Raw genomic sequence first — 22,757 nt, 5'->3', positions numbered from 1 at the left:
AGCCGTCGGGTTCGTCAGTTGATCAGCGACGTCGACCCGGTCCTCCGGTCACCCGCTCCATGAGCTGTCGAAGCTTCTGCTGGGTGCTGGGTTTGGCCGCCTGGGTGCGGCCGAACCGCATCAGGTCACGACCCTTCGGGCTGTTGAGCAGACCCTTGATCCGTTCGGTCATCGATCCCGATGTCACGATGCACTCCCCCCTGACGGCCGGCTGCCGGCTGACCCGGTGCCCTTTCACCTTCAGTGTCAGCCATCGCCGAGCCGTGTCGGGGCGGATTGGGTGATCCTCCTGCCGTCGCCGAGTCACCGGCCGCCACGCTGCGGCACCTCATACTTTCGGATAGCAATTGATCCGCCTTTCGGGTAGCGTTCGCGGTATCAAGTGAACGACATGACGCGGTGGCGAGGCCCGTGATCGTGGCCTTGCGACAGCGCACCAGCCCGTACGTGCGCTCCGGCGACAGCCGGTTCGGAGATCTTCCGGTCGTTTCGATCAGCGGGCCCGTGCGGGAAGGCCACACCCATGGTCACCACCTTCGAACCGACGACCAGCACCCGCTTCGGCCAGCGCAGCAGCGCGCAGAGCGCCGACAGCGCGGATGCCCTCCTGGCGATGATGGCCACGACTCCGGCCGACGACCCCCGTCGCCCGGCGCTGCGGGAACGCGCCATCGAGGCGTGGTTGCCGCTCGCCCGCCACCTGGCGCGCCGCTACTCGGGACGCGGCGTACACGACGAGGATCTGACCCAGACGGCGGCGGTCGGGCTGATCAAGGCCGTCGACAACTTCGACCCCACCCGGGGCGTCGACTTCACCGGGTACGCCATCCCGACCGTCATCGGCGAGATCAAGCGGTACTTCCGCGACCGTACCTGGGCCGTGCGGGTGCCCCGCCGCCTGCAGGAGCTTCGTCTGTCGATCACCGAGGCCAACAGCACCCTCAGCCACACCCTGGGGCGCTCACCGACCGTGGCCGACATCGCGACCTACCTCGACCTGCCCGAGGAGACGGTCCTGGACGGACTGGAAGGGGCCCGCGCCTACCGCGCCACCTCCCTGTCCACCCCGACCGGTGCCGACGGCAGCACGGAACTCGGCGACACCCTCGGCGCCCACGACCACGGCCTCGACCTCGTCGAACTCCGCGTCGCCCTCGGCCCGGCCCTCGCCACCCTGCCGGAACGCGAACGCCGGATCCTGAACATGCGCTTCCACGGCAATCTCACCCAGGGCCAGATCGCCGAGCAGATCGGCATCTCGCAGATGCACGTCTCCCGGCTCATCACCCGAGCGCTGGCCACCCTGCGCGGCCATCTCTCCGCCGAGCGCCCCTGAACCGCCGGTCCATCAGGACCGCAGCCCCGGCGCTCAACCGTCCCGGCCGCCGCGCGGTGGGGATTCCACCATCGCCGCGACGAGGGCGGCCACCGGTACGGTGGCGAACCCGACCCGGGCGTCGCTGGCCCCGTACGGCAGCCACAGCTCCCCGGCGTGGACCAGCCCGCCACAGGAGTAGACGACGTTGGGTACGTAGCCGTCCCGGTCAGCCGGGTCGGGTGACAGGAGCGCGCCGGGAAGCTGCGCGATTACCCGCTCCGGTCGATGCAGGTCGAGCAGGAGCGCCCCGACGGCGTACCGGCGCATCGGGCCGACCCCGTGGGTGAGCACGAGCCAGCCGGCGTCGGTCTCGATGGGGGATCCGCAGTTGCCGACCTGGATCAGTTCCCAGCTGTCCCGGGGGGCGTGCAGCGGCGTCGGCTCCTGCCACCGGTTGTCGCCGTCCAGGCAGGTCAGACCGATGGTCTCGCCGTCGGCGCGGCACAGCGCGAGGTGACGGCCGCCGACGGTACGGGGGAACAGCGCGACGCCCTTGTTGCGGGCGCCCGGCCCGCGCATCGGGGTCACCTCGAAGCGACGCAGGTCGGTGCTGGCCAGCGCGCGGGTGGCGATGCGCCGTCCGTCGTAGGCGGTGTAGGTGGCCCGGTACACCGGTCCGGACTCGTCGGTGAACCTGACGAACCGGGCGTCCTCCATGCCGTTGCTCTCCGCCGGAGTGGCCGGCCAGAGCACCCGTTCGTGCAGGGCGGTGTCGGCGGGGAAGGTCGTGGCGTAGCTCGCGGCGTCGATGCGGCGCAGGTGTTCGAGGGTGTCCAGCCCGGTGCTGCGCGAGAGCAGGTCCGGTGGCAGGTTGCCGAGCACCCGCTCGAAGGCAGCCTCGTCGTACCGGTCGGGCAGGGCGTCCAGCACGGTGGCGGTGACCTCGTTGTCCCAGTTTTCCTCGGCCAGGCCGGCAGCGAGCAGGTCCCGACGGTGCCGTACGCCCGTTCGCTGCCCGACCACCAGGGGGCCGGACCGGTCGGCGACGGTGAGCCGGCGCCCGGGTCCGACGATCGCCGTGGCGAACCCGATGGACGACAGGTGGCCCTCGCCGATCTGGCGCAGGCTGAGCGCGACGCGCAACTGCCCGGCGTCCAGGTTGGTCTGGTCGGGGTGGGCGACCATCGACGGGTTGCACAGCGCGGCGGACTCGACCGCGTACTCGTGGCTGAAGTAGGCACCGACCAGGAGTCGGGTGGTCGGGGACAGGTCACGGGCCCGGGCGATGCGGTGCCGCACGAGGTCGTAGTGGTGGTGGAACGTGCCCGCCAGGTCGCGGTGCCGGGTGCCGAAGCGGTCGAAGGTGTCCCGCAGCAACCTGCCGGTCTCCTCGTCGTCGAGGTGCGCGACGCGGTCGATGAGCGCTCCCGCGCGGGTACGTACCACCGCGGCGTCCTCGCCGGGGACGAAGAGCTTGGCGATGACCCGGCGTGGATCCGGGGTGAGGGTCACGCCGTGCCGGACGGCCAGGGTCCCGGTCACGCCCACCGCCCGGCGTGCTGCAGGGTGGAGATCAGCGCGAGGGTGGATTCGGCACCCTGGTTGAGGTTGGGTCCGTGCGCTGTCAGCCCGTCGTAGCCGCCGCCGGTCTCCGCGTCCCACATCGCCGTGCCGACGTCGTTGTCGCCGAGGAACCACCCGACCGCCTGCCGCACCCCGGTCTCCCACCCGGGGTCGCCGGTGACCGTGGCGGCGGTGGCGCAGGCGTCGGCGAAGGCGGCGGCCTCGATCGGCTGCTGGTCGTGGCGGAGCCGCACCGCGCCGCACCGCCACCCGCCGACGGGTACGACCGACAGCCGCCCGTCGAGGACCTGGATGTCGCGCAGCCAGGCCAGCATCCGCAGCCCATCGTCGAGGGGTGGGCCGCCGTGGCGTAGCTGGCTGGCGGCGATGACCACCTCGGCGAGGGCCGCGTTGGCGTACGTCAGCTGTTGCCGCGGCCAGGGCCACCCTGGGTCTGGCCCGGGTCCGCCGACCGCGCTGGCCGCGTCCGCCAGCAGCGCGGCCGCGGCGGCGTGGGCGGGGTGGCGGCGCAGCACCTCGGCCGCGCCGAGCCCGGCGAAGGCCATCGCGTGCGGAGTCGGGGCACGCCGCGTGGCACCCCTGCTGAAGGCGACCAGCGCCTCCTCCCGGATCCAGGCGGCGGGACTGCGGGCGGCGGCGGTGCCCAGCCCCCACAGCGCCCGGCCCCACCAGTCGCCGAGCCCGGGCTGGTCGGTCCAGCGCCGATCGTGACCGAGCCGGTTGTGGAACGCGCCACCGGCGTCCTGCGCGTGGGTCAGGAAGGCGAGGTAGCGCTCCGCGAGCCGGAGCACCTCCTCGGTCGGGTCCGGCTGTCGGCTGGTCACGACCAGGCCGCGGGCGACGTCGTCGGTGCAGTAGCCGTGCTCCCGGCGGACGATGGCGTGCCGGGCGTGCTCGAACAGGCCGGTGTCGTCGCTCAACCGGATGAGGTGCGCGAAGCTCGGCGCGGGGGCCGCCGACGCGCGCCGGCCGGCCGACGTGGTGGGTCGGCCGGTGGTCGCGGTCACGCCGACGCCGCGCTGACCACGGACGGGCGCGCGGCGGTGAGCCGCTCGGCCAGGGTGCCGTAGCGGGCCGCCACGGCCGGCCAGCGCAGGTGCGCGGCCAGTGGCTGAACGCGCCCGGCGAGCCGGGCGGCCAGGCCCGGTTCGACCAGGATCCGCCGGATCGCCGCGGCCAGCGCCGCCGGATCCTGATGGGGTACGACCAGACCGGGGCCGCCGGTGAGCAGCTCGACGGCGTGCGGGAACGCCGTGGAGACGACGGGCACTCCGGCGGCCACCGCCTCGATGAGCACGCCGGAGGTGACCTGTTCCCGGGAGTCGTAGGGCAGCACCACCACGTCGGCGGAGCGGACCAACCGGCCGAGCGCGACCTGGTCGTGATAGACGTCCTGGTAGTCCACGGCGTGCGCGACGCCCAGCTCCGCGCCGAGTCGGTGCAGTCCCGACCGGTACGCCTCCCCCTGGTGCTCGATCACCTTGGGATGGGTCCGGCCGGCGACGGTGTAGGTGGGTGTCGGGTCGAGGTCCTGCAACCGCGCGAGGGCCCGTAACGACCACTCGACGCCCTTGCCCGGACCGAGCAGCCCCCAGGTCAGCAGGTGCGGCCGGGTACGACGGGCGACGGGTGCGCCGACGTGCTCGGCGGCACCGTGCGGGATGACGGTGACCTTGCCCGGGGGCACGGTGTAGCCGACGAGCAGCCGGTCGCGGGCCGTGTCGGTCATCGTGACGACCGCCCCGGCAGCGGTGACGATCTGCTCCAGCAGGGACTTCTGCCGGGCGGAGGGCTGGCGGAGCACGGTGTGCAGGACGACGATGCTCGGCACGGTGAGCCGGCGCAGCAGCGGCAGGACGTCCTCGCCGTCCGCGCCGGGGTAGATGCCGTACTCGTGCTGCACGACGGCCACGTCGTAGGTGTTCAGGGCGGCCGCAGCGGCCCGCCAGCCGGCCGGGGTGCGCGTCGACCAGGTGTGCACCACCCCGGGCCCGGGCCGCTGGTCGTCGCCGCGGTCGGTGACCCGCACGATGCCGCCGCGCGCGCCGTCGGCGGTCAGCTGGGCGGCGAGGGCGGAGTTGAAGGTGGCCAGTCCGCACCGCGTCGGTGGGTGGGTGCTGAGGAATCCGTAGCTGAGCATGGGTGTCGGGCCTTCCGGTTGTCGGCCGCCGCCGGGAGCACGGGGGCGGACCTCACGCGGTGACGGCGCACGCCGGCCAGCGTGTGTGGCCGGCGGAACGAAAGGGGCTGGGTCAGCTGCGGGCGGGGGATCCTGGCCGGGCGTGGTTGGTCAGCTGGTCGTAGACGGACAGGTAGTCGGTGACCATCCGGTCCGCGCTGAAGCGCTGCCGGGCCCGCGCCCGGCAGCCGGCCCGGTCGAGGCCGACGGCCCGGGTGACGGCGTCGGCCGCCTGCTCGACGGTGTGTACGAGGAACCCCGTCACCCCTTCGTCGACGACTTCCGGCATGGACCCCCGCGCGTACGCGACGACAGGTGTGCCGCAGACCATCGACTCCACCACCGACAGTCCGAACGGCTCGTCGAAGGTGATCGGGTGCAGCAGGGCGGTGCTGGCGCCCAGCACCTCGGCGCGCCGTCGGGGACCCACCGATCCGAGGAAGACGACCTGGTCGCCGTCGATGTGCGGGGCCACCTGCTCGGCGAAGTACCGCTCGTCCTGCACGATGCCGCAGATGGTGAGGGGCCGACCGGCGAGGCGGGCGATCTCGATGGCGGTGTGGGTGCCCTTGTCGGGATGGATCCGGCCGAAGGCGGCCAGTCCGGGGCCGGCGTCGCGGGTGAACGGCAGCGCGGCGAGGTCGACGCCGTGGTGCACCGTGGCGACGTAGTCGAGTTCGGCGCTCCGGTCGGCGTCGGAGATCGACACGTAGGACGAGCGGGCCCTGGCGTACGCCGGGAGGATCCCGGCGCCGGAGAAGCCGTGCACGGTGGTGAGCAGCGGAGCGCGGCACTGTTCGGCGAAGGCCAGCGGCAACCAGTCGAGGTGGTTGTGCACCAGGTCGAACTGCCCCGAGCGGGCCAACGCGTGCGAGACGTGCATCGCCTCCCACACCCGGCCGTCCAGGTCCGGGTCGTCGGCGTACCCCCGGGGGCACACCCCGTCGAGCCGCGCGGAGGTGACCGAGTCCAGCGTCGCGAAGAGTGTCACGTCCACGCCGCGGGTGGCCAGCCCCTCGGCGAGCAGGCCGGTCACCTGCTCCCAGGGGCCGTAATGGTGCGGGGGTGTCCGCCAGGCGACCGGTCCGAGCAACGCCACCCTCACGGGGACGGCGCGTCGGCGAGCTCAGCCGGATCGAGATGCAGGGTGGCGAGCAGCCCGACGTGCTTGGCCGGGTCCACGCGTTCCGGCAGTTCGCGCTCGACCCACTCGGCCCTGAAGTGCTGGCCTCGTTCGCGAAGGACGGTGGCGATCCGGTGCCTGGCGATCCTCATCGGGTGCTCCCTTGTGAAGCCGTCCGGGGCGGTCAAGCTCCTGGACGGCGGTGTGTTCGCGCCGGTCGGCTCCGCCACCGGCCGTCGGGGCGCGGGGCGGACCTGAAACCTTGCGTGACCGGCGGATCGTGCGGTCGGGACGTGGTCGGCGATCAGCCAGCACGACGAGCTCGCTGCCCGGACGGGGGATGACGATCTTTGAAGGCCCCTCGCGGGCTGGCGGCGACGGCACCTGGCGGCCACCGGGGACCCCGGGCGACATACCCACCGTACGCCTCACGGGCTGGATCGGCACAATCACCGGAGGCAGCGCTGCCCGGAAATCGCCTGGCGGTGATGCCGGCGGTTCAGGCGTACGCTGACAGTGTCGCTCGGGAACCCCGGTGACTGACGGTCCGCCGCCGGCGGACGGCCCCTCCCCCCGCACCGGTACGCCGGGCCGCGACACTCCGTCGCAGACCCGCCCTCGCCCGACACCCGCGCTTGCCCACGCCGGCAGCCAGGTACGCCGGGCACCCATCGGAAGGCGGCGGTTCGTGATGACCGCACCCCGAAACAGCCACGTCCGACTCCCCCTCATGAACGGACACGACGGCCCCGCCACTACTCGCCGGACGCCCCTGCGCCCCGCGGTGAAGCGCTCCCGGATCGGGGATCTGTGGATCGTCGCCGTGGTGTTCGCGATCGTGCTCCTGCTGCTCCTGATCTTCGTACTGCAGAACGGACAACGGGCCGAGGTGACGCTCCTCGGCGCACACGTCGCCCTGCCGCTCGGTGTGGCACTGCTGCTGGCCGCGGTCGTCGGGGTCCTGCTCGTCGCCCTGCCCGGCACCGCCCGGATCGCACAGCTGAGGATGCGCGCCCGCCGTTCCGCGACCCGATCGGCGGGGCGTCCCGCGCCCGGTCCGACCGCCCCGTCGACGACCGGCGTCGCCCCGCGGCCCCGCCGGGAGGGCTGAGCCATGTCCGTCACCAGCGAAAACGCCAACCCGATCGCCGCTTCGACGCCCAGCGCACCTCGACTCGTCCTCGCCCCCACCCGGGCACGGGCGGTACTGGACGGCGGCTGGTGGCCGCGATCCTGGGACCCGGCCGCCGAACTCCCCGGCCTCGTCCTCGCCCTGGCCGAACGTCATGGCCGGATCCGGCACATCATGCTGAACCTCCACGCGTGGGACAGCCGGCCCCGCCGGTTGACCGTCGGACCGGTCGCGGTCCGGCTCGGCTGGTTCGACACCCTCGACCCCGCCCTGCTGGTCGCCACCACCGGCCGGGACATCCAGGTCGACCTGCTCGTGGTGCCGCCCGCCACCCCACCGGCGGCAGCCGAGCGGGCGATGGCCACCGCCGCCGACCCGGCCGACCTGAGGCGCGCGCCCGAGATCCTGGCCGCCGTCCGGGTGCCACCGGCGGCCACGGCCCGCCCCGATGCGTACGCGGTGTGGGACAACGAGGGTGGTGGCGACGGAGTCACCAGGAACGACCGGGAGCCCCGGATCCGCGCGGGGCGCGACTGAGAAGTCGCCGCCCCCAGGGAGACGCGGGTTCGATCGCCAGGCGGATCACACCTTTGCCCGCAGTACGCCCATTGCTCCACTAATGTTCGGTACGGCGATCCTCGAAGCATCCGACTCGGCCGGTTCCCTGTCGCCGGCCGCTCCTCGAGGCCTTCGCGACCCGGAGTCAGTGGACGGGCGACCGATGACGACCGACCGAGCAGTAGGACTGACCCGCGAGGGTGAGGGGCCACAGCGGGCGACCCTGCTAGAGCTGTTTCTCGATCTGGTCTTCGTCGCCGCGCTCGCCCTGACCTCACGAACCCTGGCCGAGAGTCTCGACCGGGTCGGGATCCTCCAGACCGTGGTGCTGCTGATGGCGATCTGGTGGGTCTGGTCCATCACCGCGTTGGCAACCGACCTCTACCACGCCCAGCGGCCGCCCATCTTCGTCATGACGCTCTGGGTCATGCTCGGGACCATCCTGATGGCTGGCTCGCTGCCCGGAGCCTTCTCCGACCACGCCCTGGTCTTCGCGGGCGCGTACGTGGCGATCCACGTGGGACGTGGCATCTTTCTCGCCTCCGCACTGCACGGCCGCAAGGCGCAACTGCACGCCGGCCGGTTCATCTTCTGGTTCGTCGTGTCCGCCGTACCGTGGCTCGCCGGCGCTCTCGTGACGGGCCCGGCGCGCGGCCTGCTGTGGGCCGCCGCGCTCGCCATCGACTACGGGGCGGCCTGGCTCCGTTACCCGACTCCACGACTCGGTCGGGTACCGACGGCGCAGTACCGGGTGGCAGCCGACCACCTGGCGGAGCGTTATCAGCAGTTCTTCACGCTCGCCCTCGGTGATCTCCTCCTCGTCACCACCCTCACCTACGCCGACCACCACGTGACGGCCAGCCACACGGCGGCCCTGCTGGTGGCGTTCGCCGCCACCGTGCTGCTGTGGCAGATCTACGTCCACCGCGCCGGGGCCCTGCTGCAAGCCGCCATCGAGGCTTCCCAGGATCCGGGCAGATTCGTGCGGTCCGCGCCCAACACCCACCTGCTCATGGTGGCCGGCGTGGTCGCCACCGCCGCCGGTTTCGAGATCGTCATCGCCCATCCCACCGAGCAGACCACGCCCTGGCTGGCCGGCGTCATTCTCGGCGGACCCGCGTTGTTCCTGGCCGGACGCGCCCGATTCGAGTACGAGGTGTTCAGCCGCGTGTCACCGTCCCGGCTGGTCGCGCTGCTCGTACTGGCCGTCGCGAGCCCCGCCCTGATGCTCGCGCCCGCACTGGTGGCCGGCCTCACCGCCACCCTCGTCCTGGCCGGGATCGCCGTCTCGGACGGCATCCGCGCCTACGGAAGCCCACCCGAGCCACCGGCGCCCGCCCTGTGACCGGTGACCGGAGGCGCCATCGCGGGTGCGGCCCAGCCGGTCACCCGTCGGGCTCGCCTCCTGCTCAGGGCGCGATGCGCAGCCGGCGGATCTGCCGGTCGTCATACTCCGCGAAGCGGAAGCGCAGGCCGGCGACGGGGCTGCCGGGAAAGTCCCCGCTGATGGTGGCGGTCACCACCGTCCCCGCCGAGCTGTCCTCGACGTCGGTGATCTCGTACGACACCAGGGGCGTGTCCCGGCGCCAGGCGCGGATCGCCTCGATCCCCCGGTGCTCCCTGCCCTCGTCCTCGACGACCGCGTCGTCGGCGAAGAGCGCGAAGTAGGCGTCCCGGTCCGGCTGGCCGGCCAACGCGAAGTAGCGACGGATGATCTCGGGTGGGTCGGTCATCGGAGCCCTCCGGTGGACGTGCGTCGGTCAGACGGTCGGGATGAGATCGCCTTCGAAATGCGCCGGGTAGGTGCGCGACGACGGCGCGAGGATCACTGGCCGAGCGACCCACCTACGTCACGCAACGTCACGGCCAACCCCGAGGATCATCGCACCGCTGAAGGCGCCCGCGGCATGGTGCGACGAAGCGTGTCCCTGCTCGACGCCGGTGAGCCGGTCCCGCCCGACCTGCCCCGCTCGGTCGAGCACTTCGGGCAGGCGCTGCGGCTGCTGCACCGGGACTTCCTCGCCGGCCGCGTCCCCGACATCGCCCGGGCCCGCGCGGTGCAGGCTGCGGGCGAGGCACGCCGGGCGTACACGGAGGGCCTGGGCTTCTCGGGCACGATCGCCGTGTCGCAGTTGGGCATCGTGGTGAGCGAAACGCTCCAGGCGTCCGGCCTCGACATGGCGGAGGGGAACCGGCAGGCCGGCATTGCTGCGGGCAGCTGAACGCACCGGCCCCGGGCCACCACGACCGCCGGACGTACCGTGATCAACATTTGTGGGTGGGTGACCTGACGCGGACGGCGGAACCCCGGCGGCGCGGACCACCACGCCGGCGGGGGTCGGCGTCAGTTTCGCGCGAACGCGCCCGCGCTCAGCGGGGCAGCTCGCGCCACGCGGGATTACCCCCGCGCCACGCCCCGGCGAGAATGCTCGCCGAGGTACGACTCGGACACTCCTGCACCTTCGATCGGCCGTAGGCGCCGCCGATCTGTGCCTGTACCTCCCAGCGCAGCCCGTCGCTGCGGATGTACACGTCGCGACGGCCGCGTGCCGTCGCGTCCCCGTTCCACCAATGCTCCTCGACGATCACCTCGCGACGGTATCTCAACCGGCGTCCGATCGGCACTGCCCGGTGGCCCACTACCGCAGCTCGATCGGCTGTTTGGGCGGCCGGAACTCGGCGAAACGGACCGCTTTCGGTCCCACCGTCGTAGTCGGGCGACCGGACCGGCCGGTCGTCAGTCGTCGGAGTCGGGCGAGGAGTTCTCCAGCTTCCTGCGCTTCTTCTCCTGCTTGCGCATCCGCAGCTCCCGCTCGGAGGGCTTGCGCTTGATCGCCACCCCGCCCCAGAGGGCGAACCCGCCGACGGTGACCGTCGGCGCACCCGGCGCGCCCGGTCCGGTGGCCCGGTGGTCGAAGCCACCCATCACCCCGACCCCGGTCACGTGCACGGTGGCCTGCTCGGGCACCCAGATCTCCAGGCCCCCCATCAGTGCGTAGGCCTTGATCCGCACCGCACCCACGGTGAAGATCGCGTCGCGCAGGTCGACCAGCCCGCCACCCCAGAATGCCAGGCAGGTGAACTCGGGGCCGACGCTCCACGGGCCGGACCGTTCGAACTTGCCGGCCAGGGCGTAGCCGCTGCGCGACACCGGCGCCCCGACGACGTACGCCGGCGGCGGGGGCGGGAACAGCGACGACCCCACGGCGGGGAGGTCGTGGGTCAGGGGTTCGAGTTCGGCGTAGGTGCGGGCGGCGTAGACCCGGCCCAGCCGCTCGTCCAGCTCGCCCAGGTCGAGCCGGCCCTCGGCGGCCGCCTCCCGCAGCACGGCCGCGACCCGCTCCCGGTCGGCGTCGGAGGTACGGATCTGTCCCGGGTGCACCGGTTCCGGAATGAGCTCGCTCACATAGAGGAGGGTAGAACAACCACGCACCCGGCCGGGCCCGCGCCACCCGCCCGACGGGGGCCCGCGGCGGGTCCACGCAGGCCGGGACGGCGGCCTGCGGCGGGGCATTGTCCGGGTCACGACACCGGGGGGAACCGCTTAGGACGCGGCTACGGAGGGTAAACCGGGACCATGGCACAGCTGCGCACCTCCCCGCCGTCGCCGCAGGCTACCGAGCTGCGGCGGTGGCAGCTGTCCAGTCCCGCCCACCTGCGCGGCCTGCGGGCGTCGCTGCACCAGGCGCTGACCGGCGAGGAACTGCTCGCCGGGGAGGAGTTGGACGAGGTGCCCGAGTTGATGGTCCTGGTCGCCACGGAGCTGGCCACAAACGCCCTGCGGCACGGCATCCCGCCCACCATCGTGCGCCTGCTGATCGCCGAGGACCGGTTCATCCTGGAGGTCGCCGACCACGACCTGAGCACCATCCCGGAGCTGGTCGACACCCGTCCGATGGGGGCCGGCGGGCGCGGGCTCCAGATCGCCGAGGCCGTCTCGCTGGACGTCGGCTGGTACGCCACCGACGGCACCAAGAACATCTGGGCCGCCTTCCCCCGGAGCTGACCGGCCGGCGTTCCGAGCGGCGGCCGGCGGGGTACGTACCGGCAGGCGGGCGGCAAAACGGAGGCGACGGTGAGCGAGCGGACAGCGCTGCACGGACTGCTGCGTCACTCCCACCACGCGCGCCCGGAGGACCTGCCGGCGCTGGCCCGACGGATGGCCACCGAACTCGGCGCCACCTCGATGCGCATCCACCTGGTCGACCACGAGCAGCGGGAGCTGCTGCCGATGGACGACGGGGGCGCCGACCGGGGCTCGCTGGCCGTCGACGGCACCCTGGCCGGGCGGGCGTACGCGATGATGCGCCCGTACGCCGCCGACGGCGGGCCCGGGCCGGCGCGGCTGTGGGTGCCGCTGCTGGACGGGCTGGAACGGCTGGGCGTGGTCGAGGTGCGCTCCGCCGAGCTGATCCCCGCCGACCGGGTCTCCGGGTTCGAGGCGGCCTGCGCGCTGCTGGCGGAGCTGGTGGTCACCCGGTCCAGCTACAGCGACACCGTGGAGCTGGTGCGCCGCCGCGCGCCGATGCGGATGGCGGCCGAGATGCTCCGCGCCCAACTGCCGCCGCTGACCTTCTCCACGGGCAGCATGACCATCAGCGGCATCCTGGAGCCCAGCTACGACGTGGGCGGGGACGCCTTCGACTACGCGGTCAACGGCGACATCGCCCACCTGGCGCTCTTCGACGCGGTGGGGCACGGCTCGCACGGCGGGATGCGGGCGGTGATGCTGGCCAGCCTGGCGCTGGCCGCGTACCGCAACGCCCGGCGGTCCGGTCACGACCTGATCGCCACCTACCACCACATCGACACCGTGGTCCGCGACCACGACCGGCGGGGCCTGATCACCGGCGTACTGGCCGAACTCGACCAACGCAATGGCCGGCTGCGGGTGATCTCCGCCGGGCACCCGAGCGGCCTGGTGCTGCGCCGCGGACGGGTGGCGATCGTGCTGCCCACCCCGACCGCGCTGCCGGTCACCCTCGGCGAGCACCGGGCGCCGGTGGTGGTCGAGGAGGCCCTGGAGCCCGGCGACGACGTGCTCTTCCACACCGACGGGATCACCGAGGCGCGCTCGGCCGACGGGGAGGCCTTCGGCGTCGACCGGCTGGTCGACTGCGCCGTCCGGGCGCTCGCCGACGACCTGCCGCTGCCGGAGACCGCCCGCCGCATGGTGCACGCGATCCTCGCCTACCAGGACGACCAGCTCGTCGACGACGCGACCGTGCTGCTGGTCCGCTGGCACGGCCCCGCCGGGCAGCCGTTGACCTGATCACGCACCGGATTGACGCGCGACGCGCCGGGGTATCGGCGGAATCGTCAAGGACCGCGTCGGGGTCGGTGGCGTGCCGGAACCCCGCATGCGGTGGGGAGGAGGCACCGTGCCGGCCAACGATCGACCACATTCCCGACCTGCTGTGTCCCCTTCCGCCGGCCGGGACGGGGCGACCAGCGGTCACGCGCTCGCCGCCCGACTCGCCATGCTCGCCCGGGAGTTCCAGGGCGAGCGGACGGTGGAGGACACCCTGCGGGCCATCGTGCACGCGGCCGTGGACACCGTGCCCGGCGCCTGGCACGCCGGGATCACCGAGATCGAGGGGCGGCGCCGGGTGAGCACCCCCGCCGGCACCGGTGAGGTGGTGCTGCGGGTCGACCGGGCGCAGTACGAGACCGGCGAGGGCCCCTGCCTCACCTCGGCGTACACCGAGCGGACCGTCCGGCTGCCCGACGTGGACACCGAGGAGCGCTGGCCCAGGTTCATCGCCCGGGCGCGGGAGCTGGGCGTCGGCAGCATGCTGTCATTCCAGCTCTACGTCGCCCGGGACAATCTGGGCGCGCTCAACCTCTACGCCCGGGAGCCGCACGCCTTCACCGGCGAGTCGGAACGGGTCGGGCTGCTCTTCGCCTCGCACGCCGCCGTGGCGGTCGCCGACGCGCGGCGGCTCGACCAGCTCAGCCGGGCGCTGGACGTACGGGACCTGATCGGCCAGGCCAAGGGCATCCTGATGGAACGGCACCGGCTCACCGGCGCCCAGGCCTTCGAGCTGCTGGTGATGGCGAGCCAACGGATCAACGTCAAGCTGGTCGACGTGGCCCGCGAGCTGGTGGAGACCGGCGAGCTGAGCGTCACCGGCCAGCCGGAGCGAGCCCGAGCAGGGCGAGCACCCCGGTGATCTCCAGGACCCGACGGACCACGGGCCGCGCGTTCGCCACCACCAGCGGGCAGTCCCGGTCGGCGGCCCGGGCGTACGCGTCCAGCAGGACGTGGACGCCGGAGGAGTCCAGGAAGGGCACCTCGGCGAGGTCCACCTCGACGGGGGTGCCGGTGAGGTCGGCCAGCACGGCGTCCAGCGCCGCGCGCAGCTCGCCGGAGGTGGCGAAATCCACCTCGCCGGCGACGCTCACCCGCAGGAGGTGGCCGCCGATGTTGGTGAGGGTGATCCGGAGGTCGGCCGCCGATATCGACAAGAGTTGCCCAGGCTCGGTGTGCACTGCACTGCTCCCTACGCCCACCGGGCTCGTTCCCTCGTAGCAGAAGGCAGAGACCAGCGCAGCCAGCCTAGCCGCAGCCGGCGGGGAAAGCACGGGTCCGTCCCGTGGCGGGACGCCGACGCCGGGGTCAGTCCCCGGCCGGCACCGGGTCGTCGTACTCGCCGGGACGGCCGGTGTGCAGGGTGCCGTCGACGTACGGCCAGGCGTTCGGCGCGCAGCCGTGCAGCCCCAGCGTCTGCTGCTGCATCACCGGGGCCGGCGCGCCCCGGGCCGGGCACAGCTCGTGTCCCATGCCGAGCCGGTGGCCGACCTCGTGGTTGAGCACGTACGCCCGGTAGGTCGCCAGGTCACCGCCGAACCCGGGCACCCCGCGCGCCCAGCGGGCCACGTTGACCACCACCCGGTCCCCGTTCCGGCAGGAGGTGTAGCGGTCGTCGGCGTCCCCGCACAGGTCGGCGCGGGTCGCCGGGGTGGTCAGCAGCACGGTGAAGTCGGCCGCGACGTCCGGGCCGACCCGTTGCAGCCGCCACCGCCCCCCGCCCGTCCAACCCCGGCGGTCGGCGAGCACCACGGCCACCTCCCGGCCGAGGAGTTCCACGTCCACCTCGTCGATGCCGCCCTCGACCGCCACCCGGTACCGCAGCAGCTCGCCCGCGCGTCCGGCCACCGCACCCCGGGCGGTCGCCGTCCGCCAGGTGCCCGTACCCCGCTCGGGGTAGCCCAGGACGGGAGCGGTGGGCGTCGCCGCCGGCCGGCCCGGTGCGGCGGCCACCGCCGCGCGGGCCGGCGCGGGCGCCCGGCGGACGTCACCGACCAGCTCGCCGAGGTCCAGCTCGCCGCGCCCGGCCGCCCAGGCGCCGCCGCCCAGGCCGGCGACCACCACCAGCGCCAGCACCAGCGCGCCCGCCCGGGCCCCGGCCCCGCGACGACCACGGTGCCGGCTGCGGTCGGCCGACCCGCTCACCGTGAGGCTGCCCACCCTCGACCCTCCGTCCGCTCGGGCAGTAGTACGCGGACGGGGCCCGTGCGGATGAGTGATCCGGCTGTCGAATCCGCACCCGGTACCGTTGCCGGGCAGACACTCCCGACGATCCGGACACCACCCGGGCGTCTTGCCCAGGAAGGACCACCCGTGCCGGACGCCCACGCCCTCATCGCCGACGCGGTCGCGGCGGTGCGCGGCACCGACGTACGCGACGCGGAGCGGAAGCTGGACCGGCTCGTGGTCGGCACCGGCGCCCCGGACGGCACGGCGGTGGTGGACGCCGCCCTCCTCGACCGTCTGGCGGGCGCCCTCGCCCGGCTCTGGCCGCGCGGCTGGCAGCCGGTCGACGTGGCCCGGATGGTGACCCGCCGCCTCGGCGCGCGACCCGGCCGGCTGGTACGCGACGCGCTCGCCGCGCAGCGGCGGGGGCAGGCCGGCGACGTCCCGCCGTGGTGGGACGAGCAGCTCGACGGGCTGGCGGCCCGGGTGTGGTGGGACGACGACGACGCCGGCTGGCTGGCCCGGTGGGCCGCCCGCGAGGGCGAGGACCGGATCACCGCGCTGCGCGACGCGGTCGAGGTGCTGGCGCTGCTGGACGGCCTGCCGCCGATCGCGATGCTGCGCCCGCCGCCGGGCGGGGGCGGGCCGGCCGTGGCCCGGCGCGCCGCCCCGGGGCGCAGCGGTTCGGTGATGCTCGACCGGGTGCGGGCGCTGCTGGCCAAGGCCGAGTCGACCACCTTCCCGGCCGAGGCGGAGGCGCTGACCGGCAAGGCGCAGGAGTTGATCGCCCGGCACAGCCTGGACCGGGCGATGGTCGAGGCCACCGCGGAACGCCCCGACCTGCCCGGCGGGATGCGCCTGAGCACCGACGCCCCGTACGCCGGGGCCAAGGCGCTGCTGGTGCAGGAGGTGGCGGCGGCGAACCGGTGCGAGTCGGTCTGGAACGACGACCTGGGCTTCGCCACCGTGCTCGGCTTCGCCGGCGACCTGGAGGCGGTCGAGCTGCTCTACACGTCGCTGCTGGTGCAGGCCACCGCCGCGATGCTGCGCGGGCGCACCGAGCGCAAGCGGGGCAGCAGCCGGCGGACCAAGGCGTACGACGAGTCGTTCCTGCACGCGTTCGCGCTGCGCATCGGTGAACGGCTGCGGGCCGCGACCGAGGAGGCCAACCGGCAGGCGGCCGAGGCGACCGGCCCGGAACGGCTGCTCCCCGTGCTGGCCGCCCGCTCGGACGCGGTCCGCGAGCGGATGGAGAGCCTCTTCCCCGGCGTCACCCGGGCTCGGCTGACCATCCGGGACGCCGACGGCTGGCACTCCGGCACCTCCGCCGCCGACCGGGCCTCGCTGCACGCCGGCACGCCACCGGCCCGGCCGCTGCCCGGCCGGAGCTGACCGCTCGGGCAGAATTCTTCCGGCGGCGGTGTCGGATCCAGCGGGCGGGCTCCGACCTGTCATCGAGGGCCACGAACGGCGTGGCCAACCGACGTCAGGAGCACCACGTGAAGTACATGTTGCTGATCTGGAACCGGCCCGGCTTCGTCGAGGGCCTCTCCGAGCAGGAGCGCACCGCGCTCTTCGGCGAGGTCGACGAGATCATGAAGGAGCTGACCGAGTCCGGCGAACTGGTCGGTGGCCAGGCGCTGGCCGACCCGTCGCAGACCCGGACGGTCCGGCTCCGTGGCGAGCACCCCGAGGTGACCGACGGGCCGTTCATGGAGAGCAAGGAGCAGTTCGCCGGCTACCTGATGGTCGACTGCGACAGCCCGGAGCGGGCCGCCGAGATCGCCGCGCGCTGGCCCGACGTCCGGATGGGCTTCGGCGTGCTGGAGGTGCGCCCGGTGATGGACGAGGCCGGGACCGAGATGTGACACCCCCGGAGGTGGAGGACCTGCTGCGCGCCCTCGCGCCGCAGGTCCTCGGCATCCTGGTCCGCCGGCACGGCGCCTTTTCCGCCTGCGAGGACGCGGTGCAGGAGGCGCTGCTGGCCGCCGCCACGCAGTGGCCGGAGCGGGGGGTGCCGGACAATCCCCGCGCCTGGCTGCTCACCGTCGCCGGCCGCCGGCTGACCGACGAGTGGCGCAGCGAGCGGGCCCGCCGCGACCGCGAGGTCACCGTCGCGCTCCGGGAGCCGGCGTACGCGACGGTCGCCCCGCCCGCCGACGAGTCGCCGTCCACCGGGGACGACAGCCTCACCCTGTTCTTCCTCTGCTGCCATCCGGCGCTGCCCCGCTCGGCGCAGCTGGCGCTGACCCTGCGCGCGGTGGGTGGGCTGAGCACGGCGCAGATCGCGCAGGCGTTCCTGGTGCCGGAGCCGACCATGAGCCAGCGCATCCGCCGGGCCAAGCAACGCGTCGAGGCGGCCGGCGCGCGGTTCGTCATGCCGTCGCCGGCCGAGCGGGACGAGCGGCTGCCGACCGTGCTGCACGTGCTGTACCTGATCTTCAACGAGGGCTACACCGCCTCCAGCGGGGCGGACCTGCACCGGGCCGAGCTGACCGGCGAGGCGATCCGGCTGACCCGCCAGCTGCACCGGGCGCTGCCCGACGACGGCGAGGTCGCCGGCCTGCTCGCGCTGATGCTGCTCACCGACGCGCACCGGGCGGCGCGGACCGGGCCGGGCGGGGAACTGGTCCCGCTCGCCGAACAGGACCGGAGCCGGTGGGACCGGGCCGTCATCGCCGAGGGGGTGGCCCTGGTGACCGAGGCGCTGACCTGGTCGCCGCCGGGCCCGTACCAGCTCCAGGCGGCGATCGCGGCGGTGCATGCCGAGGCGCCCGCCGCGGAGCGGACGGACTGGCGGCAGATCGTCGCGCTCTACCGCGTGCTGGCGGCCGTGTCGCCGAACCCGATGGTCACCCTCAACCGGGCCGCCGCGGTGGCCATGGTGGACGGTCCGCGCGCCGGGCTCGCCCTGCTCGCCCCGCTCGACGCCGACGAGCGGATCGCCGGCCACCACCGGCTGGCGGCCGTCCGGGCCCACCTGCTGGAGCTGGCCGGGGAGCGGGCGGCGGCGCGGGAGGCGTACCTGCTGGCGGCCCGGCGGACCACCAGCCTGCCGGAGCGGCGCTACCTGGAGGTGCGCGCGGCCCGGCTGGCGGGCGAGCGATGAGTTCCGGTGACGACGGGAGTCCACCCCGCATGACCACAGTGAGCTGTCAGATCTCGATGTCGTTGGACGGGTACGTGGCGGGGCCGGACCAGAGCCGGCAGGACCCGCTGGGTCGGGGCGGGCTGCGCCTGCACGAGTGGTTCTTCGGGCTGGACGCCTGGCGGGAGCGGCACGGGCTGGCCGGTGGGGAGCGCGGCGTCGACGCCGAGGTGGTCGACGAGATGACCCGGGACGTCGGGGCGTACGTGATGGGACGCCGGATGTTCGGCGGCGGCGACGGGCCGTGGGACCTCGACTGGACCGGCTGGTGGGGCGAGGACCCGCCGTTCCGTACCCCGGTCTTCGTGCTCACCCACCATCCGCGCGAGACACTGGTGATGCGCGGCGGGACGGAGTTCCGGTTCGTCACCGGCGGGCTCGCCGCCGCGCTGCGGCAGGCCCGGGAGGCGGCCGGCGACCGGGTGGTCTCCGTGGCGGGCGGCGCGAGCACGGTCAACCAGTGCCTGGCGGCGGGGCTGCTGGACACCCTCCATCTGCACCTGGTGCCGATCGTGCTCGGGGCCGGCGAACGGCTCTTCGAGGGGGTCGGCGACCCCCGGCTGGAGCAGGTGTCGGTGGTGGCTGGCCCGACCGTCACCCACGTGACCTACCGGGTACGGCGCTGAGCATCTGGTCGGCCGGTCGGGGCAGGGGTCGCTCGCTGTGGAGCTGATGTCGTGAACGAATCACGGGTGGGATGGCCGCCGGCCGCCGGCCCCGATCGGTGATTCATCTACGACATCAGCTCCACAGCGTCGGTGGCACGCCTGTGGCTCCCGCTCAGCGGGCCGACTCCACGGCACAATCGCTCGCCGGGCCGCCGCCGGTCAGACGTGGCAGTCGCGGGTGAGCCGCTCGGGGATGCGGACGAAGCCGGTCGCCATCCAGGTCGCCGGGCTGTCCGCCGCGGCTCCCGTGTCGATCTGCTTCGCGGCGTCGGTCACCAGGTCCCTGATCCGCGGGTCCTCGGCGTTGCCGGCCTGCTTGCGCAGGTCGTCCGCGAGCCCGGCGAGGGTGCCCTTGAGCTGGCCGTTGAGCTGCTCCGGGGTGAGTTCGCGGCGGGTGGCGGCCGCCGAGTCGTCGGCGATCCTCCGGCTGGCCTCGATGATCAGGTCATCGGCGCGGCGGCAGACGGCGGCGGTGTTGGCGGCGCTCGGGCCGGTCGGCGACGCGCTCGGGCTGGGCGTCGAGGCGGCGCTCGCGGTGGCGGTGGCGCTCGCGGCGGCCGGAGCGTCCTGCGGGTCGGCGGCGTCGTTTCCGGCCTGCTGGCAGCCGGTGACCAGGGCGGCGCAGGCCACCAGGGCGAGCGCGGCGGCGGAGCTTCGGAACATCGGTTTCCCCGTTCGGGTGTCGGCCGTCCGGAGGGGACGGCGCGGGTCGACCATCGGCCGGAACTCGTCGCCCGGCCGCCGGGTCGGAACGCGGCGGATGTCGTTTCTGGCAACGACCAGGATCGCTGCGAGGTCACGTCGGCGTGCTGCGGTCGTCGTGCCGGAGGCACTCACGCTCCGCTGCCGCGAACCGGCTCCCCGGTGGTGACAGCGATCGTCGTCGGGCACAGCGCGCCGCACGCCGGGCCGACAGTCGTCGGCCCGGCGCGCGGAATGCGTCGGTCAGCTCTTGAAAGCGTCCTTGATCTTCTCGCCGGCCTGCTTGAGGTTGGACTTCGCCTGGTCGTTGCGGCCCTCGGCCTCGAGGCGCTCGTCGTCGGTCGCCCGACCCAGCCCCTCCTTGATCTTGCCCGTGGTGTTCTCGCCGGCATTGTCGATCTTGTCGTCGATACCCATGCGAACCTCCAGTTTGCAGTTCCTCCGACGTCCCGGATGTACCCCGGGCCTTTTCGCCGGAAACACCGATCACCCATACGTGATCACCCACCGTGACCGGCGACCTGGTCGGGGGCAGCGGGATGGGGACGGGGAGGAACGACGCCGCCGCCGGCCCCCACGGTGGGACCGGCGGCGGCGCGCCCGTGCTCAGCCGACCGGGCGGAACCCGCGCAGCCGGAGGCTGTTGGCGACCACGAACACCGACGAGAAGGCCATCGCGGCCCCGGCGATCATCGGGTTGAGCAGGCCGGCGGCGGCGAGCGGCAGCGCGGCCAGGTTGTAGGCGAACGCCCAGAAGAGGTTGCCCTTGATGATGGCCAGGGTCCGCCGGGAGAGCCGGATGGCGTCGACCGCGGCGGTGAGGTCGCCGCGCACCAGGGTCAGGTCGGCGGCCTCGATCGCCACGTCGGTGCCGGTGCCCATGGCCAGCCCAAGGTCGGCCTGGGCCAGCGCGGCGGCGTCGTTGACCCCGTCGCCGATCATCGCGACCGTCCGCCCCTCGCCCTGGAGCCGCCTGACCACGTCGACCTTGTCGGCCGGCAGCACCTCGGCGATCACCTCGTCGATGCCGACCTCGGCCGCCACCGCCCGGGCGACGGTGGCGTTGTCGCCGGTGAGCAGCACCGGCTTCAGTCCCAGGCCGCGCAGCCCGTCGATCGCCGCCCGGCTGGTCGGCTTGACCACGTCGGCGACCGCGAGGACGCCCCGGGCCCGGCCGTCCCAGCCGGCCAGCACGGCCGTCCGGCCGGCCGCCTCCGCGTCACCCGCTGCCCGCACGACCTCCTCGGGTACGTCCAGGCCCCGCTCGCGCAGCAGCCGGAGCCGACCGACGACCACCTCGTGGCCGTCCACCGTGCCGGTGACGCCGAGCCCCTCGGCGTTGGCGAAGCCGGTGACCGGCGGCAGCGCGCCCGCCTCGGCGGCGCCCGCCGCGACCGCCCGGGCGACCGGGTGCTCCGAGCCGGCCTCCAGCGCCCCGGCGAGCCGGAGCAGCTCCGCCCGGTCGACCCCCTGGTCGGGGAGCACGTCGACCAGGGTCATCCGGCCGGTGGTGACCGTGCCGGTCTTGTCCAGCACGACGGTGTCCACCTGGCGGGTGGACTCCAGCATCTCCGGCCCCTTGATCAGGATGCCGAGCTGGGCTCCCCGGCCGGTCCCGACCAGCAGCGCCGTGGGCGTGGCCAGGCCGAGCGCGCACGGGCAGGCGATGATCAGCACGGCGACCGCGGCGGTGAACGCGGCCGTCGGGCCCGCCCCGGTGCCGAGCCACCAGCCGAGCGTGCCGGCGGCCAGGGCGATCACGATCGGGACGAAGACGCCGGAGATCCGGTCGGCCAGCCGCTGCACGGCCGCCTTGCCGGACTGCGCCTGCTCCACCAGCTTCGCCATCTGGGCGAGCTGGGTGTCCGCACCGACCCGGGTGGCGGTGACCACCAGCCGGCCACCCGCGTTCACCGTCGCGCCGACCACGGTGTCGCCCGGGCCGACCTCGACCGGCACCGACTCGCCGGTGAGCATGCTGGCGTCGACGGCAGACGTACCCTCGTCCACCACCCCGTCGGTGGCGACCTTCTCGCCGGGGCGGACCACGAACCGGTCCCCCACCGCGAGCTGGTCGACCGGGATCCGGGTCTCGACGTCGCCGCGCAGCACCGCGACGTCCCGGGCGCCCAGCTCCAGCAGGGCGCGCAGGGCGGCGCCGGCGGTCCGCTTGGAACGGGCCTCGAAGTACCGGCCGGCGAGGATGAACACCGTGACGCCGGCCGCCGCCTCCAGGTAGATGTTGCCGGCGCCGTCGGTGCGGGTGATGTCGAGCCGGAACGGGTGGGTCATCCCGGGCATCCCGGCGTCACCGAGGAAGAGCGCCCAGAGCGACCAGCCGAACGCGGCCAGGGTGCCGAGCGAGACCAGGGTGTCCATGGTGGCGGCGCCGTGCCGCAGGTTGATCCAGGCGGCCCGGTGGAACGGCAGCCCGCCGTAGACCACCACCGGGGCGGCCAGGGTCAGCGACAGCCACTGCCAGTAGGTGAACTGCCAGGCCGGCACCATGGCCAGCAGGATCACCGGCACGGTCAGCGCGACCGAGACCCACAGCCTGGTCCGCAGGCCGCGCAGCTCGTCGGCCGGTTCGGCGGCCGGTCCGGCCGTACCGGCCGGGGTGGGCGGGGGAGGCACGACGGCGGTGTAGCCGGTCTTCTCCACCGTGGCGATGAGGTCCTTTGGCGTGACCTGGTCGGCGTACCGGACGGTGGCCTTCTCGGTGGCGTAGTTGACGGTGGCGGTCACGCCCTCCATCCGGTTGAGCTTCTTCTCGATCCGCGCGGCGCAGGACGCGCAGGTCATCCCGCCGATGGTCAGCTCGATCCGGTGCGGTGCGACCGGCAGGGAGTTCGTGGTCGGGATCATCGC

General features: G+C 73.9%; 26 protein-coding genes. 12 read left to right on the top strand and 14 right to left on the bottom strand.

The features are described from left to right. Positions 1-22: 22 nt before the first annotated feature. Positions 23-187 carry a hypothetical protein gene (locus ACTMS9_RS03125; protein WP_441149060.1) on the bottom strand — a complete coding sequence of 55 codons (165 nt, stop codon included), beginning with the start codon at positions 185-187 and terminating at the stop codon, positions 23-25. Between the two features lie 336 nt (positions 188-523). Here ACTMS9_RS03125 and ACTMS9_RS03120 point away from each other — a divergent pair, with 336 nt between their 5' ends. Continuing rightward, the gene (locus tag ACTMS9_RS03120) at positions 524-1,336 is read left to right on the top strand and encodes a SigB/SigF/SigG family RNA polymerase sigma factor (RefSeq protein ID WP_441149059.1); all 813 of its coding nucleotides are present in this window, start codon (positions 524-526) and stop codon (positions 1,334-1,336) included. Positions 1,337-1,369: 33 nt separating this feature from the next. Here ACTMS9_RS03120 and ACTMS9_RS03115 read toward each other — a convergent pair whose 3' ends face one another. The 5 genes from ACTMS9_RS03115 to ACTMS9_RS03095 form a co-directional block, all read right to left on the bottom strand. Then, positions 1,370-2,860 (bottom strand): glycoside hydrolase family 130 protein, encoded by a 1,491-nt coding sequence (locus ACTMS9_RS03115; protein WP_441164061.1) that lies wholly within the window; start codon positions 2,858-2,860, stop codon positions 1,370-1,372. Next, on the bottom strand, positions 2,857-3,909 hold the full coding sequence (locus ACTMS9_RS03110; protein WP_441149057.1) for a glycosyltransferase: 1,053 nt from the start codon (positions 3,907-3,909) through the stop codon (positions 2,857-2,859). The genes ACTMS9_RS03115 and ACTMS9_RS03110 overlap by 4 nt, the downstream gene beginning before the upstream one ends. Next, entirely contained in the window at positions 3,906-5,042 is a 1,137-nt protein-coding gene (locus ACTMS9_RS03105) for a glycosyltransferase (RefSeq protein ID WP_441149056.1), read from the bottom strand. The genes ACTMS9_RS03110 and ACTMS9_RS03105 overlap by 4 nt, the downstream gene beginning before the upstream one ends. Before the next feature lie 112 nt (positions 5,043-5,154). Then, positions 5,155-6,186: a glycosyltransferase family 4 protein gene (locus tag ACTMS9_RS03100; protein WP_441149055.1), complete on the bottom strand. Its 1,032-nt coding sequence runs from the start codon at positions 6,184-6,186 to the stop codon at positions 5,155-5,157. Then, positions 6,183-6,356: a hypothetical protein gene (locus tag ACTMS9_RS03095; RefSeq protein ID WP_441149054.1), complete on the bottom strand. Its 174-nt coding sequence runs from the start codon at positions 6,354-6,356 to the stop codon at positions 6,183-6,185. The genes ACTMS9_RS03100 and ACTMS9_RS03095 overlap by 4 nt, the downstream gene beginning before the upstream one ends. A 578-nt stretch (positions 6,357-6,934) precedes the next feature. On the opposite strand from ACTMS9_RS03095, the gene ACTMS9_RS03090 reads away from it, so the two are divergent. The 3 genes from ACTMS9_RS03090 to ACTMS9_RS03080 all read left to right on the top strand — a co-directional run bounded on the left by ACTMS9_RS03090 (position 6,935) and on the right by ACTMS9_RS03080 (position 9,239). Next, a complete protein-coding gene (locus ACTMS9_RS03090) occupies positions 6,935-7,315 on the top strand; it encodes a LapA family protein (RefSeq protein WP_441149053.1) in 381 nt (126 codons plus the stop codon). Positions 7,316-7,318: 3 nt separating this feature from the next. After that, entirely contained in the window at positions 7,319-7,873 is a 555-nt protein-coding gene (locus ACTMS9_RS03085) for a DUF5994 family protein (RefSeq protein WP_441149052.1), read from the top strand. A gap of 184 nt (positions 7,874-8,057) precedes the next feature. Continuing rightward, positions 8,058-9,239, top strand: a complete 1,182-nt coding sequence (locus ACTMS9_RS03080; RefSeq protein ID WP_441149051.1) for a low temperature requirement protein A — start codon at positions 8,058-8,060, stop codon at positions 9,237-9,239. A gap of 64 nt (positions 9,240-9,303) precedes the next feature. Here ACTMS9_RS03080 and ACTMS9_RS03075 read toward each other — a convergent pair whose 3' ends face one another. Then, positions 9,304-9,627 (bottom strand): nuclear transport factor 2 family protein, encoded by a 324-nt coding sequence (locus ACTMS9_RS03075; RefSeq protein ID WP_441149050.1) that lies wholly within the window; start codon positions 9,625-9,627, stop codon positions 9,304-9,306. A 174-nt stretch (positions 9,628-9,801) separates the two neighbouring features. Between ACTMS9_RS03075 and ACTMS9_RS03070 the strand changes: the two genes are divergently transcribed. After that, complete coding sequence (locus ACTMS9_RS03070; protein WP_441149049.1) at positions 9,802-10,116, top strand: hypothetical protein; 315 nt, start codon at positions 9,802-9,804, stop codon at positions 10,114-10,116. Positions 10,117-10,264: 148 nt separating this feature from the next. On the opposite strand, the gene ACTMS9_RS03065 is transcribed toward ACTMS9_RS03070, so the two are convergent. Continuing rightward, the gene (locus tag ACTMS9_RS03065) at positions 10,265-10,483 is read right to left on the bottom strand and encodes a hypothetical protein (RefSeq protein ID WP_088964186.1); all 219 of its coding nucleotides are present in this window, start codon (positions 10,481-10,483) and stop codon (positions 10,265-10,267) included. A gap of 148 nt (positions 10,484-10,631) precedes the next feature. Next, positions 10,632-11,300, bottom strand: coding sequence for a DUF1707 SHOCT-like domain-containing protein (locus ACTMS9_RS03060; RefSeq protein ID WP_441149048.1), 669 nt, complete (start codon positions 11,298-11,300; stop codon positions 10,632-10,634). 171 nt (positions 11,301-11,471) lie between these two features. Between ACTMS9_RS03060 and ACTMS9_RS03055 the strand changes: the two genes are divergently transcribed. From ACTMS9_RS03055 to ACTMS9_RS03045, 3 genes are all read left to right on the top strand, one after another. After that, entirely contained in the window at positions 11,472-11,900 is a 429-nt protein-coding gene (locus tag ACTMS9_RS03055) for an ATP-binding protein (RefSeq protein WP_441149047.1), read from the top strand. Positions 11,901-11,969: 69 nt separating this feature from the next. After that, positions 11,970-13,166 (top strand): PP2C family protein-serine/threonine phosphatase, encoded by a 1,197-nt coding sequence (locus ACTMS9_RS03050; RefSeq protein ID WP_441149046.1) that lies wholly within the window; start codon positions 11,970-11,972, stop codon positions 13,164-13,166. A gap of 145 nt (positions 13,167-13,311) precedes the next feature. After that, positions 13,312-14,067 (top strand): GAF and ANTAR domain-containing protein, encoded by a 756-nt coding sequence (locus ACTMS9_RS03045; protein ID WP_441149045.1) that lies wholly within the window; start codon positions 13,312-13,314, stop codon positions 14,065-14,067. Here the strand turns inward: ACTMS9_RS03045 and ACTMS9_RS03040 are convergent. Both ACTMS9_RS03040 and ACTMS9_RS03035 read right to left on the bottom strand, forming a co-directional pair. Continuing rightward, entirely contained in the window at positions 14,021-14,386 is a 366-nt protein-coding gene (locus ACTMS9_RS03040; protein WP_441149044.1) for an STAS domain-containing protein, read from the bottom strand. The genes ACTMS9_RS03045 and ACTMS9_RS03040 overlap by 47 nt on opposite strands. A gap of 127 nt (positions 14,387-14,513) precedes the next feature. Continuing rightward, complete coding sequence (locus ACTMS9_RS03035; RefSeq protein ID WP_441149043.1) at positions 14,514-15,365, bottom strand: DUF3152 domain-containing protein; 852 nt, start codon at positions 15,363-15,365, stop codon at positions 14,514-14,516. 153 nt (positions 15,366-15,518) lie between these two features. On the opposite strand from ACTMS9_RS03035, the gene ACTMS9_RS03030 reads away from it, so the two are divergent. From ACTMS9_RS03030 to ACTMS9_RS03015, 4 genes are all read left to right on the top strand, one after another. Continuing rightward, positions 15,519-16,763: a DUF2786 domain-containing protein gene (locus tag ACTMS9_RS03030; protein ID WP_441149042.1), complete on the top strand. Its 1,245-nt coding sequence runs from the start codon at positions 15,519-15,521 to the stop codon at positions 16,761-16,763. A 116-nt stretch (positions 16,764-16,879) separates the two neighbouring features. Next, positions 16,880-17,239 carry a YciI family protein gene (locus tag ACTMS9_RS03025; protein WP_218896811.1) on the top strand — a complete coding sequence of 120 codons (360 nt, stop codon included), beginning with the start codon at positions 16,880-16,882 and terminating at the stop codon, positions 17,237-17,239. Next, a complete protein-coding gene (locus tag ACTMS9_RS03020; RefSeq protein WP_441149041.1) occupies positions 17,236-18,480 on the top strand; it encodes an RNA polymerase sigma factor in 1,245 nt (414 codons plus the stop codon). The genes ACTMS9_RS03025 and ACTMS9_RS03020 overlap by 4 nt, the downstream gene beginning before the upstream one ends. Before the next feature lie 29 nt (positions 18,481-18,509). After that, positions 18,510-19,145 (top strand): dihydrofolate reductase family protein, encoded by a 636-nt coding sequence (locus ACTMS9_RS03015; RefSeq protein ID WP_441149040.1) that lies wholly within the window; start codon positions 18,510-18,512, stop codon positions 19,143-19,145. A gap of 201 nt (positions 19,146-19,346) precedes the next feature. Here the strand turns inward: ACTMS9_RS03015 and ACTMS9_RS03010 are convergent, their stop codons facing one another. From ACTMS9_RS03010 to ACTMS9_RS03000, 3 genes are all read right to left on the bottom strand, one after another. Further along, a complete protein-coding gene (locus ACTMS9_RS03010) occupies positions 19,347-19,850 on the bottom strand; it encodes a hypothetical protein (RefSeq protein ID WP_441149039.1) in 504 nt (167 codons plus the stop codon). 282 nt (positions 19,851-20,132) lie between these two features. Further along, positions 20,133-20,306 (bottom strand): CsbD family protein, encoded by a 174-nt coding sequence (locus ACTMS9_RS03005; RefSeq protein WP_088964196.1) that lies wholly within the window; start codon positions 20,304-20,306, stop codon positions 20,133-20,135. Positions 20,307-20,495: 189 nt separating this feature from the next. Continuing rightward, a complete protein-coding gene (locus ACTMS9_RS03000; protein ID WP_441164060.1) occupies positions 20,496-22,754 on the bottom strand; it encodes a heavy metal translocating P-type ATPase in 2,259 nt (752 codons plus the stop codon). Between the last annotated feature and the right edge of the window lie 3 nt (positions 22,755-22,757).

Source organism: Micromonospora sp. L31 (assembly GCF_052068075.1).
GTDB lineage: Bacteria > Actinomycetota > Actinomycetes > Mycobacteriales > Micromonosporaceae > Micromonospora > Micromonospora purpureochromogenes.
This window is presented reverse-complemented; position numbering and strand designations above follow the sequence as displayed.

Excerpts from the sequence above, each read along its gene's own strand:
- ACTMS9_RS03120 (WP_441149059.1), top strand. The coding sequence starts at position 524 with ATGGTCACCACCTTCGAACCGACGACCAGCACCCGCTTCGGCCAGCGC.
- ACTMS9_RS03055 (WP_441149047.1), top strand. The coding sequence starts at position 11,472 with ATGGCACAGCTGCGCACCTCCCCGCCGTCGCCGCAGGCTACCGAGCTG.
- ACTMS9_RS03000 (WP_441164060.1), bottom strand. The coding sequence starts at position 22,754 with ATGATCCCGACCACGAACTCCCTGCCGGTCGCACCGCACCGGATCGAG.
- ACTMS9_RS03070 (WP_441149049.1), top strand. The coding sequence starts at position 9,802 with ATGGTGCGACGAAGCGTGTCCCTGCTCGACGCCGGTGAGCCGGTCCCG.
- ACTMS9_RS03095 (WP_441149054.1), bottom strand. The coding sequence starts at position 6,356 with ATGAGGATCGCCAGGCACCGGATCGCCACCGTCCTTCGCGAACGAGGC.
- ACTMS9_RS03075 (WP_441149050.1), bottom strand. The coding sequence starts at position 9,627 with ATGACCGACCCACCCGAGATCATCCGTCGCTACTTCGCGTTGGCCGGC.
- ACTMS9_RS03105 (WP_441149056.1), bottom strand. The coding sequence starts at position 5,042 with ATGCTCAGCTACGGATTCCTCAGCACCCACCCACCGACGCGGTGCGGA.
- ACTMS9_RS03090 (WP_441149053.1), top strand. The coding sequence starts at position 6,935 with ATGAACGGACACGACGGCCCCGCCACTACTCGCCGGACGCCCCTGCGC.
- ACTMS9_RS03015 (WP_441149040.1), top strand. The coding sequence starts at position 18,510 with ATGACCACAGTGAGCTGTCAGATCTCGATGTCGTTGGACGGGTACGTG.
- ACTMS9_RS03010 (WP_441149039.1), bottom strand. The coding sequence starts at position 19,850 with ATGTTCCGAAGCTCCGCCGCCGCGCTCGCCCTGGTGGCCTGCGCCGCC.
- ACTMS9_RS03085 (WP_441149052.1), top strand. The coding sequence starts at position 7,319 with ATGTCCGTCACCAGCGAAAACGCCAACCCGATCGCCGCTTCGACGCCC.
- ACTMS9_RS03005 (WP_088964196.1), bottom strand. The coding sequence starts at position 20,306 with ATGGGTATCGACGACAAGATCGACAATGCCGGCGAGAACACCACGGGC.
- ACTMS9_RS03025 (WP_218896811.1), top strand. The coding sequence starts at position 16,880 with ATGTTGCTGATCTGGAACCGGCCCGGCTTCGTCGAGGGCCTCTCCGAG.
- ACTMS9_RS03080 (WP_441149051.1), top strand. The coding sequence starts at position 8,058 with ATGACGACCGACCGAGCAGTAGGACTGACCCGCGAGGGTGAGGGGCCA.